Source organism: Halobacillus dabanensis (assembly GCF_900114165.1).
Taxonomy (GTDB): Bacteria; Bacillota; Bacilli; order Bacillales; family Halobacillaceae; genus Halobacillus; species Halobacillus dabanensis.
Genome location: NZ_FOSB01000003.1, coordinates 325,956 through 342,086 on the forward strand (window position 1 = coordinate 325,956; position 16,131 = coordinate 342,086).

Sequence of the window (16,131 nt, forward strand, 5' to 3'; positions counted from 1 at the left end):
GGTTAAATCATCTTGCTTATTATTAGGTTTGAAAAAGTATTTATTCTTCTTTCCGTTGCAATTCGATGCGCTGGCGGGAGGCAAAGGACTGCAGTATTTACGTCAAACACCTGGTAACTCTTTTTTTATTTAGTAAAAAAAATTATTCCCAGTTAGAAAATTGTTGAAAATAATGTGGTATGTACTTGAAGGCTTTAACAAAAAATAAAGGTGGAATGCTGATCCACATCCACCTTTTTTATGTTCGCTATTCCTTTTTGAGTAGGGCTTCAATATTCTCGTTCAATTTTTTCAGTTCTGTTTTAATTTCATTCAATTCATCCTCTAACCCACTGAATGTCTGAGGAGTTGCTGCAGAAATTTTTTCAACGATGTTCGAAAAATCAACTCCATTGGATTCGTTCGTTACGTTGGATTTAGAGAGTTTATCGAATAATGTATCCTGATTGGTTAAACTAGAGGCAAGCTTTAGCAGGCTATCGAAGTCTAAATCACCAGATGAAGAACTTTTTTCTTCCTTTTGGCTTTTTCCAAGAATCTCTTCAAAGTTCATAAAGTATTTTCCCCTTTCTACTTAGTATTTAAAGTTTTTAAAGGGCTATGGCCATAGCCCTTTAAATTTTAATTAGTTGATAGTGGCAAGGATTTCATCAATACAGTTGATGACAATTTGGCGTTGTTCACTTGATCCTAGTAGAACAGCTACCACTAGTGCCAACAAGAACAGGACTGCAATTACCACAGCAACCAGGTTTCTTAAAAAGTTCATAAATCTCCCTCCTTCATCACAAGAAATGCGTGTAGGAGACGTCTCTTACATAAATACTCTATGAGAATCTAGCAAATGCGCTTGTACATTTGCCCTTAATAATAGAATTAATGAAAAGGTCTAACTTATCTATAACCAATGAGAGGACTTGATCTGAGCTCAGGAATTGAATCGCGTACAAACGCAGGGGGAACGCAGGTGACAGTTCCATTTGCCCACAGGATTCAGCTTAAGATTTCCCTGTTTCCTGAATTGGCAGAGGGTTTGAGCTCTATTAGGTGGAGCCACAAATAGGAGGATAAAAAAACCACTCCGGCGAGTGGTTTTTTAAGAGTATTATGACTTGAGAGAGTGAACATGTGATTTTATGTGTTGAGGGTTGAATTCTCCTTTGGAACGGATAAAAGAAATCGCACACTCGTTGAAAGCATCGGTGTTGTCTAAATTCACTACATGTCCACTTTCTGGAAGGATAATTAGATTTGTATTCGTTAAAAGATGGGTATCTTTGATGACATCTTTTTTGAACATATGATCATCTTCGCCAGTCACATAAAGTTTTGGTATATGGGAAGCTTTGGCTTCTACATGTTTGAAGGTATCAGGGACGGTTTGGACAATATTGTACCACCCTAAAAAATCTTCTCGTTTCATCTGAGCGGCTTCTTTGATAAAGGCATCCCTGGAATCTTTATGGTTGTTTTTTGGCATTAAAATTCGTGCACAAAGGGAGTATAACCATAGGTGAGGCGTGACATTTTTCAATAAGCTTCCCCAGAGGAGCAGCGCTTTTTCCAAAAGGTTGATACGTGTGATCGCTCCGCCCAGGACTGCCGTTGAAATTCTATGTGGCACAACAGACAGTAATTTATGAATGACGACGGAGCCTAATGAGATTCCGACGACATGTACTTTTTCTATCCCTATCTCATCAAGAACCTCTACTATTTCATCTGTTACATGATCGAAAGTGAATCCATTTTCGTAACTGGTTACGCTTGGTGAATTTTTATGACCTGGTAAGTTCACCACAAGAATGTTGAATGATTTCCGAAATGATTTTAATTGAGGGAAAAAGATATTGACACTTCCTCCGATGCCGTGAAGGAAGAGGACATATTCTTTAGAAGGATCGGAACCGATTATTTTATATTCTAACAAGAGATCACCTGCTTTTTTGCTATGAGTGGTACGTACATCCCTCGTTATTATAATCGATATGGAGCAAGGCGACAAAGAATAATAGATTTCGACAAAATTATTTCACATTTTTATAATATTTTTAATTTCTTCAGCGATAAGCAGCCATGCCTCTTCTGCTTTTTCGCGAGGGCCAAGGTGGGTGAATGCATGGGAACAGCCATCGAATATATGAAGGTTCACCTCAACACCAGCATTCTCCAGCTTTTCAGCATAAAACTTTCCTTCCATAGAAAAAGCGTCATGTTCTGGGATGATCAATAACGCTTTTGCAACCCCTGCTATATTTTCCGCTTTTACAGGAGACGCGTGCGGATGTGCCGCATCGTTTGTTCCTGGTACATAACAACGGTTTAGAAAATGGGCGACCTGGGGATATTCTGCCCGCCATTTATTCGGTTCCGGTTTGTCCCCATGAGGGGTGACAAAATCGAGCATTGGATAACCCAGGACTTGCAGCAGTGGCTGCGATACGCCCCGTTCTTTAAGAAGAAGACAGAGGGCGGCTGCAATATTGCCCCCAGAGCTTTGGCCGCCGACCATCATTCTGTCACCATCGATATGCAGCGCGCTGGCATGGGACCGAAGCCAAAGATAAATCTCATAGCATTGCTCTATAGGGTGGGGAAAAGGATATTCCGGTGCTTTCGCGTAGTCGATGTTAATGACTACACAGCCTGTTTGATTCGCAAGGAAACGGCAATAAGGATCGTCCATCTTTTTTTCATTCATGATAAAAGCCCCGCCATGGAGGTTGATATATACCGGCAACTGCTTTCCAGATGGGTTGGAAGGGTAATAGCAGCTTATGTATGCAGGTTGAACCGTTGTATCGATTAAAATGTCTTCTTTTTTGTGAACCTGTAGGAAAGGGACCATCAGGTTACTTTCCGCTTGATTGGGGAAAAGGCGAAGTAATCGTGCTATCAGAATTTTAAACATGGAGGAACCTCTCTCTTTTTTTATATATTGTACCCGCTGATAGAAACGTATAATCAATAGTTGGAGAGGTGACAATGGAAGTACGCTGGGAGGTGAACGGTTTGTGGATCACAATCGCTGCTATGACATTAACTCTCGTCCTTTTTTGGCATAAAATATCTTTTCCCTTTGAACAATGTAAGAATACAAAGATGTACACAATTATCATACCAGCTCGCAATGAGGCAGAGAACTTGAATCGGTTGCTTCCATCATTATTATCTTCTCCTTCTCCCAATCGAGAAGTGATTGTCGTGGATGATGATTCTGAGGACGGGACAAAACGTGTAGCGGAGTCTTATGGTGTGAAAGTGGTGCAGAATCCACCGCTGCCCAAAGATTGGATGGGCAAGTCATGGGCGTGTTATAACGGAGCAAAAGTGGCGAATGGTCAAACACTTATGTTCCTCGATGCCGATACATGGTTCGTGGAAGATGGGGCCGAGCGATTGATGCAAGTATTTGAACAAAAAGGTTCAGCAGCTGTAATGACCATCCACCCCTATCACGAGATGCGTTCCTTTCGGGAGAAATTATCTGCCGTGTTCCATTTAGTCGTCATTGCTTCCTCAGGAATTACAGCGGTTTTCAAGAGTGAAAAAGGAGGGTTTGGCCCCTGTTTGATCATTGATCAAAAAACGTATTGGGAGCTGGACGGACACCGATCGATCCGGAGTGATATCGTCGAACACCTGGCTTTTGTAAGGCGTGCAGCTGTGAAAGGTTTTCCTACGTATGCTTATAGTGGTCGTGAGGTATTGAAGATGAGAATGTATGAAGCGAATGTGAAAAATGTCATCAAGGGGTGGGGGAAAAGTTTCGCAACTGGAGCCACTACAGCATCCCCCTGGTTTTCGCTTGCAAATATATTTTGGATTACTGCTGTCGTCTCTTTTTTGATCAACTTGCCTGATCTAGGGTGGTGGGGGCTTATTGGGTACCTGTTCCTCGTCGTTTGGTTGTACCGGATTTTAATAGATATCGGTTGTTTCCGCTGGTATGATGCGGTGATTTTCCCTGTACATTTTGTCTTTTTTGTAGGTGTCTTCTCTTACTCCTTGGTCACTTCATTTTTTCTCAAGCAAACCACCTGGAAAGGGCGGACGATCGCCAATAAGAAAAGGAGATCGTCCTAGTGCTCATTAATATCATTTTATTGTTATGTATTCATCTGGGGGTAAGTGGTCTTGTCTCTATCGTTCCGCGATCATTTGTTGCAAACTTTCGGTGGTTATATCGATTGAAAAACTGGGAGCGAAACGGGCGTGTGTATGAGCGGCTGGGCGTCAAAGTGTGGAAAGGGCGTTTGCCGGAGGCGCGGAAATGGTTCCGTCGCGAGAAGACAGTGGCACAAATTAGGAAAATGGAATATTTATATATATTCGAGTGGCAGACGAACCGCTCGGAATTATCGCACTGGCTGCAAATGCTGCCGGCTCCGTTATTCTTTTTATTCAATCCTCCATGGGCAGGTTGGGTGATGGTGGCTTATGCGATCCTGTTCAATTGCCCTTTCATTATGGTGCAAAGGTACAATCGTGCGAGAGTGGAGCAGGTAAAGCAGAAGAGGCGGAGTTAGATAGATTTATCTTATTGACGTATTAGTGGTTTTTTGTGCTGAAATAAAGAATCGGAATATTGATGCAACCCCCTGATCATAGATGGTGATCAGGTTTTTTATTTGGATGAAAAAGGAAGGTTTTTAGCAAAAAATGGCGAATTTTAAATGGAGCGATAATAGAGGGTGAAAAGGAGCAGGAAGTTGTGGAATATCTATTTATTGTATTAATCGTTGTGATTATAGCAAGCATAATGGTTTACCAAAGTTCAGCATTAAAAGGCATGCATTCTATACATGAACAACGGATTTTTCCTGAAGAGGTGCGGAATATTCTACTGGAAAAGATGTCTGTGGATGTGGAGCTGATGAAAGCCGAGCGGGAAGACGTTAAAGTCACATTATCGGGCGGGGTGAAAGGGAAAGACCAAGATCGGTTCCATTTAGAAACGAACCATGAGGGTGAAGACCTTCGGATTGAAGTAATCGAAAAAGATACCCGGTTCGGTGTGGGACTTTGGAAAAATGTAACCCTTCAAGTGGAAATTCCTCAAGAAAGGTTAGGATCTTTAATGGTCCGTACATCATCGGGAGATATCGATGTGAAAGGAGTGAGCACAAGTCACTCGACATACGAGTCCAGTTCAGGAGATCTGACAATTCAAGGTTTGGAACACACGAACATGAAAATCCAGACTTCCAGCGGAGATGTATTTCTGAACCGTGTACAGAGTAATCATGCTCAAATATCCACAGGGAGCGGGGAAGTGATTGGGGAGCACTTTGATCCAGGAACGGGTGTGTTTGAAACATCCTCGGGGGAAATATCTATCAAGTCTAAAAGATTGTCAGGGGATATGAAAGCCTCTACATCCAGTGGAGATTTTAATTTTATAGTAGAGGAACCACCAGATTCTGTTTCTGTTGATTTTCAATCTAATTCCGGCGAGGTGGATGTGGTGTTAGAGGGAATGGATTTTGAAGTGAGGAAGAACCATGAAGTACTTGGCAAAAAGGCAGAAGGTAAAGTTTCCGTAGTCGCTGAATCGAGCTCGGGGGATCTACTGGTGAGGGGAAATGAATGAACTTTATGAGCGTATGAAAAACGGGACACCTAAACAGCGGCAGGCCTATAAAGTCATTGGGAATTTGCACGTCCTTGAGGATTTCAACTCCTATCAACCTGTTATTTGTGGAACAATTCCCATTGGACTGGATGTAAAGGATTCCGATATTGATATCATAATGGAAGTTTATGATTGTCTATCATTCGAAAGGAGACTGCTTGCGTATTTTGGTGATTTGGACGGCTTTTCTATGAAAAAGAAAAGCATCAGAAACCGACCAGTTGTAAAAGCGAATTTTCATTTTCAAGGCTTCCAGTTTGAACTATTTGGCCAACCTCAGCCAGTAGGTCAGCAAAATGCCTATGTTCATATGCTTATTGAAGAAGAGTTGATGAGGAGAAATCCAAGGTTGAGAGAAGAAGTGCTCCAATTGAGGAAGAGAGGCTTTAAAACAGAACAAGCTTTTTGTGAACTATTGGGAATCGAAGGTGATCCTTATCGGGGGTTAACCCTGTATGGGGAAGAGATGAATTTAAAACGGTAGGTGGGATAGTGTGTTTTTTCTGTGGTATTTTTTGCGATTCACCTTATTCTTAGTCGGAATATATTTCCTTGCATCCAGCATTTGGGAACTACGTAAAGGGACGGACAAGAAACGGTTTCTGACATCGGTGGTAGCAGGAGCCGGATTGTTGGCTGTCAGTTATTCTTTTTTACAGATCCTTCGTTTATTCCCCTATTAGGCGATGGATTAAATTCAATTCCTTATGACTTTTTGAAACGTAATTCTTAAGGGATCGTAGAAAAGGTATACCGTTTAATGGAGGATGAGGAAATTCAAGAGTCTGCATGATGGTTTTTTATAATAATCCTGGCTTTGCTTGTTGGTTGTGGGGGAGGGAAAGAGGAAGGAGCTCATGTCCCGGACCATGATTTAAAGTCGCTTACTTACAAAGGCCAAAACTTTGAAATAATTACATAGGAAGAGGAATTTAAAGATTACCTCACAAATTAGGAGATACGGTTGATCTAAATGCTATGTATCATTCAAGCGTATTGGAGTCATTACGCACACAAGCCTTCGGAGATGAAAGAGGATATTCACTGGTGAGTGCGAATGATTGGCATTTTACTCCACCGGAAAATAAAGAATCGCTGGAGAAAACTCTATCCTATCTTACAGAGAATCAGGATTTTATGTTAGAAACGATCAAAAACGGGATCCAGGATTTAGATGATCTATGCAGATGTGAAAAGCCGTTCAACAGAGCCGTTAAGAGGTGTTATAAAAAGGGGACAGTGGAAATTTTTCTAAACCATTTAGATTCTACAGACCCGGTCGTCCATGGAGATTTTCAAATCGGTTATCCTGGCGAAGGGATTCCGGAATTAGCGATGTACCGGATCGGTTATCAAATTGTAAAAGGTTATATCAAGGAAAATCCGGATGCTATGCTTGAAGAATGGACGAACATCTCTTCAGAGGAAATGCTCGAAGAGAGTCCTTTCTGAAGAGGATTTAGAGGATGAAATTGGCAACCTGGAAATTTAATATGATGATGGGTGTTTTCTATGAAAAAGATTTTTGAAACGATTTATGACGGCCATACGATTACAGTGGAAAATACTTGGTTCCATGGCGAACGGCTATATATGAATGGGCAGTTACAGGATGAGAGGTTGGGTCTTGCGTTAAGAGGGACGTTAACTGGTGAATTGAAATATGACAATGGGGAAACAAAACCAGTGAAGGTGACGCTCGGTGGGATATTGAGGATACACTGTAGAATATTTATCGACCATTCCTTAATAATCCCTGGTATTCGCTGATTTTACGTGTTGGATTCCTGGTGGCAAATGGTGAAGGCTGATTTTTTATATGGACAGGAGTCCTGTAGTTTTTGTGGTCGGGAACATGAAGTAACTCTGCCTACTCGGTTTGTTGTTACAGGAAGGACGATTTGTCCGTTTATGATTTTTGCATTGTTTCATACACCTTTTCAAGACTCTTCCCTGAATATTTAGTTGTTCTGTTTATAGGAGTGAAGGGGTAATTTTGACCCTTTTAGTTACAGATATCAAAGTGGTTTCAAAGTGAAGATAAGGAAGGGGGATATATTGAAGAGAAGTGTGATAGCTAAGATTTTCCTTGTTATCATTGGGGTGCTATTATTTTCCTTTTCCATTGATATGCCTGTCCTTGGTTACAAAAAACTAGAGGTGAAAGAGGAAGGCGGGTATGAAATAATCTCTTATCGTTTCTACGGAGAGGCAATTACACGGGAAGCATCTGAAGGTGATTCCAATGAAGCGTTGGACATTTTTCAAAAACAAAGGAGAATCCAACATTTACAGGCAGGAATTTTGTTTTTTTCCATAACGTCTCTAGCATTATGGTGGGCGAGAGAGGGACAAAAGTGGATATATGGGAGTGCCATACTAAGTGTGCTGCTCTTAGTGATTGATGTCCTATTGGTTTATAAGTTTCATTAGATATCGGGGGAGGGATGTTTTGCGATTTTTCATAGGAATTGTCCCACCAAAGGATTATAAACAAAGAGTGATAGATTTTCAAAACCAATGGAAGTTCCATGAAAAACAAACAGTAGTCGAGCCGCATATTACTTTGAAAGCTCAGAGCGGGTTGACTCCAGACCAGAATTGGATGAGTAAGGTGGAAAGGATTTGTAACACGTCCAGCCCTTTTACAATAATGCTCGGTGAGCCTTCATTCTTTGGTGAGGATGTTTTATATTTGAGCATGAAATCTTCAAAACTTGAAGCAATCCATGCCAGGATAGTTAAGGCGATCGGTCCTGCGCCGCATCTGCTAAAAAAATATTTTGAACTGGATGATTATGTACCCCACATGACGTTAGCGAAGACGAGTTATGGAATAAGTGGACAGGAGTTAAGAGAGATGGAAAAGGCAGCAACGAAATTATTGAGTCCATATCCGTCTTTCGATGTTCATTTTATCCGAGTGTTTAAGGAGGCCGGACCGAATAAATACGAGAAACTCGTGGATTTACCTTTGGGATCATAATGAAAACGTTGTTGGATATAATAGCAAGCTGTTCTTTTGTCCTCGGCTGGTTTGTTGTAATTGTCGGAGTAGGCTATCTTATTCCTTCGCTTTGGATCAGTCCTGTCTTTGTTTTGATTTGTTTATTGGTTCTCTCAATAGGAGTTCTTCTCCTTAAGTTTATCAATTTATTATTTAAATGGCGTAGTTTTGGATATTATTTTGCGTTAAATGACACAAATAAAAACTACTTCAAGGTAGTTTTTTATTTAATTCCAATGACTAAACTATCCCGTGCAGCTTCAACTACTTCTGTAGTGATCGTATTTAACTGATTTATTTCCAGAATTCTATCAATTTGAGAAAAGAGTCTTTGTATAAGTCTAAAGTTACCTCCCGTTATTCTAATAATACTAGAGATTGCCTCATAATCAGAGAAGTCTTCCATTTTAATGGAGAAACCTAATTCTTCCCATTTATACTGTAATATATGGTGGGTTTCATCTTTACTTAATTTATCGAATTCATGTGCGAAACCAATTCGAGAATATAATTGAGGATACCTTGCTAAGCGTTTTTCTATTCCTGGCATTCCAATTAATACCATGGCAATATCATTCTGATCATAAATATCCCTTAATTGCTCTAAGTTTTGCATCTTTAAACGATCGATTTCATCCACTATAACTAAATCTAGGTCCTCGTCCCATGCAAACGAATAATTTTCTTCTTGATTCATTTTGTTAACCTTATATATAGCTTTTACTAGTTCAAGCCAACCACCTATGGTACTAATATTGTCGGTCATTTTTGTTGCTCGTACAGCCGGAGCAGTATAAAAAATCGTTCGACAATCCAATATTTTCCCATCTGCATTTTCACCAAGTTCTTTTCCTTTTTTATAAGAGATTTGCTGCTCTACATAGTCCCAATTAGAGTAGTATCTGGACGATAACGTTTTTCCAACACCGGGCAATCCATAACAAATACCAATGTATTTATACCTTATACAAGCATCACAAAGTTCAGCGAACCTTTTATATTCTTTTGTCTCAATAAACCCCTTAGTTTTATTCATTATAGTACCTCTTCAGTTTTGACTTAGGTTTACTTTTTTCTGATGGTCCCTCTACTTTGTTTTGTTTCGTCATTACGATGCTTTCAGCCACAGTTTGAGTGCTAGTTAGTTCTTTTTTAAGATTCCTTCTACGATTATTTCTTGCTGAAACAATATCCTTTAGGTCAATTGTGTAATCAGATATTTCAGGAGCAATGGCGGTACACAGGTATTTATCTTGATAAAACACACGGATCTCAGCAAGATCTCGAGGGTCATAACGAATGATAACTGTTTCCCCAACGTAGGCTGCCAAGTTAGTGTCGATATATCTAAGCCCTTGAAATCGAATACCGTCAGGATGTACTTTTCTCGCTTTAGCGACGTTCAATAATAAAAGGTCTAAGTCCTCCAGACTTTCAGGCATCTGCGGCAGAAAACCAGATTGTCTCCAACGATCTATTGGCGCAGCTTTTGTCGTTCCATGAGAACGATTGTGGTAAATGCTTACAATAAAATCACTTAATTTACCATCTAACTCTTGTAAGGTTAGATGGCTTTTCGTAGAATTATTTCCAATATATCCAGGAAGATCTTGTAGTAGAAGTTGGTTAATAGTCAAAAAGAATCTCTCAATTTTCCCTCTACCTCGTGGTACACCAACTGTTGAAAAGATTAAGTTCATTTTTAAATCAACGGCTACTTGTTCTAAATGATTTGAAGTAAAGTCGCTACCATGATCCGTATAAAACTTTTCTGGTATGCCACATACGTTCCAATCTTTTCTTTCTTTCTGCCATATAGCTTGATGTAAGGCTAAAGATGTTTGAATAGCAGAAGGAGCATTGAAACTAAGGAAATATCCTGCGACTGCCCTACTGTAATCATCCATTATAATGGTTAACCAGGGGCGCTCTAGTCTATTCTTTTCATTAAATACCAAAATATCTAGCAATGTATGGTCTGCTTGCCAAATTTCATTTGCCTTGGTTGCCTCTGACCGATGAACAAGATCATATGAGTTTTGATATTCTTTTCTTCCTTTATGTGCTAGTTGCTTTAGAGCAGGGGAAAGTGACTTTGCAGTGGAGTAAACTTGAGTATAGCTAGGTTTTTCTAAATTTCTTTTCTCACAAAATTTACAAATTTTTCGGTGGATTGAAGTAATAGTGGCTCTTCGGTTAGTTAATATTAGTCTTTCGATTTCACCAGAAATATCTTTGTTAATTCTTATTTTTCCAAAATCAGATCGTTCTTTTCTGATAAGTCCCTTCAATCCTTGATGATTATATTTTTGAACCCATGATTGAAGTGTTCGGACTGGTATGTGTTTCTCTTTAGAGATATAAGTAATTGGCTTTTGTTCTAAGATATAAGGCTTTATAATTTCATACTTTTTCATTGCATCTAGTCTCTTTTTTTCTGAGGAAGAAGAAAGAGGGGGAAGTTTACCATTCATGGGTCATCACTCCCTATCAATATAAATTAAAAACCTTTATTTCAAAGCACTTAAGTACCTATATAATGTTGCACGACTAATATCAGTCATTTCTACGATTTCCTTCACACTATACTCTCCAGTGTTATAAAGGTTCATAGCCTTAATTACATGTTTTTCCCTTACTTTTGGTCTTCCACCTTTTCTTCCGCGAGCTCTAGCACTTTTTAAACCTTCCTTTGTTCGATCTACGATCAAATCGCGTTCAAATTGGCTAAAAGCTTGAAAAACGGTCATCATTAGTCGGCCTTGTGGTGTAGCAGTATCGAAATTTTCTTTAATACTGATCAATTTCACCTCTTTTTCTTCAAAATAATTAACTAAATCAATTAAATCTTTTGTACTTCGTCCTAATCTTGAAAAGCTTTCTACTATGACAATATCTCCAGGTCTTAATTTATCTTTTAAACGGTCGAGTTCTGGTCGGTGTGATTTTGTACCAGTCATTTTTTCTGTCAAAATTTCATTACAGTTGTAATTTTTCAATAAATCTAATTGCCGTGATAATTCTTGTTGCCGGGTACTCACTCTTGCGTACCCATAAATATATTGATTCATATAAAAATACCACCCTTTCAATAAAATTTTATCATAAAGGGTGGTATATGAAACGTAGTTTTTGAGCAATATTTTAAGACGGATTTTTTATGAAATTAAAAAGAAAAGGGAAACAAGAAAAACCGTATCAAAAACATTCATTTTTGATACGGTTTTTCTAAATCCAGTTTTCAACTAATTGGCAGACTAATATATGAAGTATATTAGCTTAGTGTTGCATGTATAGGTGAAGAATAACGTTTCCATCAGGAGCTTTGATGAAACATTTATCATAGGTAGTCAATATTTCCCCTATAATTTCCTCTTCATCACCAAGACTACTATCTAATCTTTTGTTTCTATCTGGAAAAAAGATCATATATTCACCCATTAATTTATTCCATAAACTTTGTAACTTTGGAATTTTACTAAATGTAATATTTTTTTTCATTAGATAAGATTCATCAGGGTTTGTTTCAGACCTTTTAAACCATGCCACATAACAACTATTGGGTGAGGTAGAAAACTCCTTTTCGATAAAGCTTCGCAATTCTTCAAGTACCTCTATGGTTGGTTCACAGTTTGGATTGGATATAATTAATTCTAATCGGGCTTTTTGTCTACTTTCTTTAGTTAAATTCAGTATATTAAGCAATCTATCCCAGTCATTATTCAATTAATATTCCTCCCAATTATCTGATTTTTTTCGATCTCCAAAGGGATTTACGCCTAGTTCCTTCGTGATAATGAAGGTCCCACCTTCCATTTTCATGATGAAACTCTAACCTAAAAATTGGTGTTGACTTCCCTTTTTTAAATACTTTTATACTAAATTTTCCTTTATAATTTGGCTCCTCTACTTTTATTTTGTATTTTCTGGGTTCATTTCTAACCTTTTTCAGCCATGGTTTTATGGATTTATAAGCAGATAATGCTACTTTGCTTCCAAATTTTTTAGTTAGTCCCCTTATGACAATTACAGCAAGTATTAGAACAGGGTTATGGCCATCATGATCAACATACATTACTGGGTTATTTTTAGTATAAGTGTAAAGATTTTGAGAAATTGGTTCCTCTTCAAATCCATGAAAAGCATCTCTTGTGGTAAAACGGCCATCTTTTGAATTGTAATATCTAGACTGCAAATAATATAGATTGGTTTCTGTGTCATATCTATATCCAGCGTATCGATATGGGTTTATAGAAGCCATAGTCCCTGATTGTGTTAAAATATTTCCCCAAGCATCATATTGATATTCAGCAACTTTACTTCCAGTAGAATTGGTAATTGATATCACATCACCATGAGCATTCAGATGATAGTAATAGGTTTTACCATTTTTTGTCATTGTCACTGGAAGTCCGTTATCATCCCATGTGTACTCAGCAAGGATAGAATTGTTTGAATCTGTTTCATATATAACCTTGTCATCGTGGTAATGGAAATAAACTATACCTGTTGAAGTAGTCTTGCTGGTTCGATTTCCAGATTCGTCATAATCGTATTTAGCAAGTGTCTGGTTTAAACTGTTTTTTACTTCGATTAGCTGGTTTAACCCGTCGTAAACATAGGTTTTACTTCCGTCATATATTAAGTTTCCATTGGAATCATATTGATACTCTACATCGTTCACAGATGTAAGTTGATCTGCTTCATCATATGTGTACGAAGTGATATCTGTAGTCGCTTCCTTAATAATAATCTTTTTCGTTCGATTGCCCACGCTGTCGTATTCGTACTTAATAGTTGATCCATCTACCAATGATTCTTGGGTTAATTGGTTTAATTGATCATATTGATAAGCTATTTTTCCGTAATTAGTTTCTACATTGGAAATATAGTTATTTTTATCGTAACTATATGATAACTGACTAAGTATGTCACCCGTGGGACTATTAGTGGTCAAAATCTTTACTCTATTAGCTGTATCATATTCGAAATTTGTGTTGGTTCCATTACTAAAAGTCATTGATTCAATTAAATTCATTTGATTATATTTGTATGTTGAAAGGGTATTGTCATTACGCTTTAAGGTTTCTAATTGATTTAATTCATTGGGAATAAAACCAAGAGAAAAGGTTGCTTCTCCAACTTTCGCTTTTAGAGACGTGAGGTATTGGTTAGGATTATATTGATATTCTTTAATATGTTGACCTTCCGTTATTTTTGATAAAAGGTTTCTAGAATTATACGTGTAAAATTTACTTTGTTGGTTGGAATCTGTAATAGTCACTACATTTCCATTTTCATCATACGTATAATCCCATTGCTTTACTCCATTAATCCTAGTTTCTTTTAACTGGTTCAACTTGGTGTACGTATAAGAGACTTCGTCTGTCGATGGAAATGTCACTTTAGTTGGATTTCCATTTTCATCGTAATCATGTTTAATTGTCTGGTTTAATGAATTCCTAATTTCAGTAGGTAAGTTCATGCCGTTATATACGTAAGAAGTTGAATTGTTTTTCGCGTTGACCATTTTTAATCTGTTGCCTGACTTGTCATACTCATAAATGGTTTTCTTTAGTTGCGCATCAGTAACTTCAGTTAACTGATTCTTGTTATCATATTGGTAACTTGTCAATGAACCTTTAGCATCCGTTACACTCGTTGTATTCCCAACTGAATCCGTTGTGTTGCTGATAATGTTTCCTGCTATGTCTGTTTGATTTATAACATAGTTGTGTTTTTCATCATACCCATAATTTTCTGTAGATCCATCGGGATTTTTTTGACTTGTTAAATTACCGTAAGAATCATATAGAAAAGAAGTCGTATTTCCTTTAGGGTCTTTAGTTGAAATAAGATCACCGTAAGAATTATATTGATGGGTGGTTACATTTCCAACAGGATCAGTTTCTAAAATAAGATTTCCTAGGCTGTCATAGGTATAGCTTGTCTTATTTAACTCTGAATCAGTGATAGATAACAAATTCCCTTTGTCATCAAAAGATTGCAGCGTATTATTTTCTTTCGAATCCGTTATTTTAATATGGTTATAGTCGTCATCCAGTTCAAACTGAGTAACCTGTCCCTCTGCATCTTCTAATTTTGTCACTACATAATTGTTGTTTGAATAGAAGGTGGTTGTATTGGGTTCAGCTGGTTCAGTCATGGTGGAAATATTATTTAATATATCGTAAGTGTACGTAGTGCCAGGACGGTTAACTGGATCAGGTAATGTCCCATCGTGACTCGGTTCTTGTACCTTCTGCAAAAACTCTTGGTTATAGGTGTAATCGGTCCGATGTCCATTTGGGTCGGTAATTGCAGTCAAACGACCATCATTATTATATTCGTATTTTGTTTTGGTATAATCTGTGCTTGTCTGGTATTGGAGTACTTCAATCAATCTATTTTTGGCATCATACTTGTATTCAAACTTCCTGCCTTCAAATTCAAGCCTTTGAACTTTCCCATTAGCATTATAAGTGAAATTTAGACTTCTTCCAGATGGGTCACTAATATTTGATAGACGTCCTTGAGTATCATATTTATAGGTAATGCGTTTTCCACGCAGATTTTCTTGGTGGCGTATTTTTGCCGTGGTAACATTGGTATGTCTGTCTGAGGGGTCCTTTTCAAAATAAGTTTTATATCCATATTTATCTGTTATTTCATACCCTTGAGAAACCTTGCTTATTTTTAGATGTTTACCTTTAGGAGAAACGTAGAGATTTGTTAGAGAATCATAGTCAAAAGTATGTGCAGTCCCATCTGAATCGGAATAGACGATTTGATTTTTATCATGTACTTCTAGTACGCTTTCATTCCCTGTGAACGTCCATCCAAATCCAAACGGTGAATTCTCGACCGCCTTGGAGTTATACGTACGCATGAATTCTAGACTGGAATCTCCTTGTCCTTCTACAGAAAAATCCGTATATTGAATAATGTTATTACCTGATGTTAGGTTCGTATAGCTATATCCATCAACCAATGGATGCTGATCATAGTTCCAATAATCTTCTAGACCTAGCCGACTAGCTGGATAGTAAGTGATAGAAAGTAGCGGTGTTTTGCTACTCCAAGAGCTGTCGTCACCCGAAATAAACTTTTTATAAGTTGCAATAGTTTCATCACTTGCTTTTAATAACAACCCTGTGTTTGTTTGGCTATTATTTATCCATTTTTCCACTGTACCGGATGGTATGGACCATTTATAGTTAATGGAGAGGTCAGTAAGATGTCCTATACCTTTAACCGAAGATAACGGAGTGCTTGCGTAGTCACCACCAGCCTTAGACCAGCTGTTGATGCCATCTCTTTTAATCCAACTTGCACCATTCTCCGTCCAAGAGTTTTTTGCCTCATATAAATCTACATTAATATCTGTGTCGTTCCATACGGATGCTAACCATAAGTTAAGCCTTGCATCTGCAACCTTTGAACCGACTGGAATAGATGATAGATCAAAATTTAATAAAGAACGAATACT

The 16,131-nt window shown here is 38.0% G+C and carries 17 protein-coding genes; 8 read left to right on the forward strand and 9 right to left on the reverse strand.

What is annotated here, in order from left to right:
* Positions 1–247 precede the first annotated feature (247 nt).
* From BMZ58_RS07600 to BMZ58_RS07610, 4 genes are all read right to left on the reverse strand, one after another.
* Entirely contained in the window at positions 248–553 is a 306-nt protein-coding gene (locus BMZ58_RS07600) for a hypothetical protein (protein WP_075035942.1), read from the reverse strand.
* A 72-nt stretch (positions 554–625) separates the two neighbouring features.
* A complete protein-coding gene (locus tag BMZ58_RS21045) occupies positions 626–769 on the reverse strand; it encodes a hypothetical protein (RefSeq protein ID WP_167360046.1) in 144 nt (47 codons plus the stop codon).
* Between the two features lie 336 nt (positions 770–1,105).
* A complete protein-coding gene (locus tag BMZ58_RS07605) occupies positions 1,106–1,930 on the reverse strand; it encodes an alpha/beta fold hydrolase (protein ID WP_075035943.1) in 825 nt (274 codons plus the stop codon).
* 102 nt (positions 1,931–2,032) lie between these two features.
* Positions 2,033–2,911, reverse strand: coding sequence for an alpha/beta hydrolase (locus BMZ58_RS07610; RefSeq protein WP_075035944.1), 879 nt, complete (start codon positions 2,909–2,911; stop codon positions 2,033–2,035).
* Positions 2,912–2,985: 74 nt separating this feature from the next.
* Here BMZ58_RS07610 and BMZ58_RS07615 point away from each other — a divergent pair, with 74 nt between their 5' ends.
* From BMZ58_RS07615 to BMZ58_RS07655, 8 genes are all read left to right on the forward strand, one after another.
* The gene (locus tag BMZ58_RS07615) at positions 2,986–4,086 is read left to right on the forward strand and encodes a glycosyltransferase family 2 protein (protein WP_075035945.1); all 1,101 of its coding nucleotides are present in this window, start codon (positions 2,986–2,988) and stop codon (positions 4,084–4,086) included.
* The gene (locus BMZ58_RS07620; protein ID WP_083412606.1) at positions 4,086–4,529 is read left to right on the forward strand and encodes a glycosyl-4,4'-diaponeurosporenoate acyltransferase CrtO family protein; all 444 of its coding nucleotides are present in this window, start codon (positions 4,086–4,088) and stop codon (positions 4,527–4,529) included. The genes BMZ58_RS07615 and BMZ58_RS07620 overlap by 1 nt, the downstream gene beginning before the upstream one ends.
* 185 nt (positions 4,530–4,714) lie before the next feature.
* Entirely contained in the window at positions 4,715–5,593 is an 879-nt protein-coding gene (locus BMZ58_RS07625) for a DUF4097 family beta strand repeat-containing protein (RefSeq protein WP_075035947.1), read from the forward strand.
* Positions 5,586–6,119, forward strand: coding sequence for a DUF4269 domain-containing protein (locus BMZ58_RS07630; protein ID WP_075035948.1), 534 nt, complete (start codon positions 5,586–5,588; stop codon positions 6,117–6,119). Before BMZ58_RS07625 ends, BMZ58_RS07630 begins: the two co-directional genes overlap by 8 nt.
* Before the next feature lie 563 nt (positions 6,120–6,682).
* Positions 6,683–7,087, forward strand: coding sequence for a DUF2268 domain-containing putative Zn-dependent protease (locus tag BMZ58_RS07640; RefSeq protein ID WP_167360047.1), 405 nt, complete (start codon positions 6,683–6,685; stop codon positions 7,085–7,087).
* A 60-nt stretch (positions 7,088–7,147) separates the two neighbouring features.
* Complete coding sequence (locus BMZ58_RS07645; RefSeq protein WP_075035951.1) at positions 7,148–7,405, forward strand: hypothetical protein; 258 nt, start codon at positions 7,148–7,150, stop codon at positions 7,403–7,405.
* 288 nt (positions 7,406–7,693) lie between these two features.
* Positions 7,694–8,068, forward strand: a complete 375-nt coding sequence (locus tag BMZ58_RS07650) for a hypothetical protein (RefSeq protein ID WP_075035952.1) — start codon at positions 7,694–7,696, stop codon at positions 8,066–8,068.
* Between the two features lie 19 nt (positions 8,069–8,087).
* Positions 8,088–8,621 (forward strand): 2'-5' RNA ligase family protein, encoded by a 534-nt coding sequence (locus tag BMZ58_RS07655; RefSeq protein ID WP_208601408.1) that lies wholly within the window; start codon positions 8,088–8,090, stop codon positions 8,619–8,621.
* A gap of 244 nt (positions 8,622–8,865) precedes the next feature.
* Here BMZ58_RS07655 and BMZ58_RS07660 read toward each other — a convergent pair whose 3' ends face one another.
* From BMZ58_RS07660 to BMZ58_RS07680, 5 genes are all read right to left on the reverse strand, one after another.
* Positions 8,866–9,678: an AAA family ATPase gene (locus BMZ58_RS07660; protein ID WP_075035954.1), complete on the reverse strand. Its 813-nt coding sequence runs from the start codon at positions 9,676–9,678 to the stop codon at positions 8,866–8,868.
* Positions 9,671–11,116 carry a Mu transposase C-terminal domain-containing protein gene (locus BMZ58_RS07665; RefSeq protein ID WP_075035955.1) on the reverse strand — a complete coding sequence of 482 codons (1,446 nt, stop codon included), beginning with the start codon at positions 11,114–11,116 and terminating at the stop codon, positions 9,671–9,673. The genes BMZ58_RS07660 and BMZ58_RS07665 overlap by 8 nt, the downstream gene beginning before the upstream one ends.
* 36 nt (positions 11,117–11,152) lie before the next feature.
* Entirely contained in the window at positions 11,153–11,713 is a 561-nt protein-coding gene (locus BMZ58_RS07670; protein ID WP_075035956.1) for a recombinase family protein, read from the reverse strand.
* Positions 11,714–11,921: 208 nt separating this feature from the next.
* Entirely contained in the window at positions 11,922–12,368 is a 447-nt protein-coding gene (locus BMZ58_RS07675) for a hypothetical protein (RefSeq protein ID WP_075035957.1), read from the reverse strand.
* Positions 12,369–12,384: 16 nt separating this feature from the next.
* Positions 12,385–16,128, reverse strand: a complete 3,744-nt coding sequence (locus tag BMZ58_RS07680) for an RHS repeat-associated core domain-containing protein (protein WP_244151514.1) — start codon at positions 16,126–16,128, stop codon at positions 12,385–12,387.
* Positions 16,129–16,131: the final 3 nt, after the last annotated feature.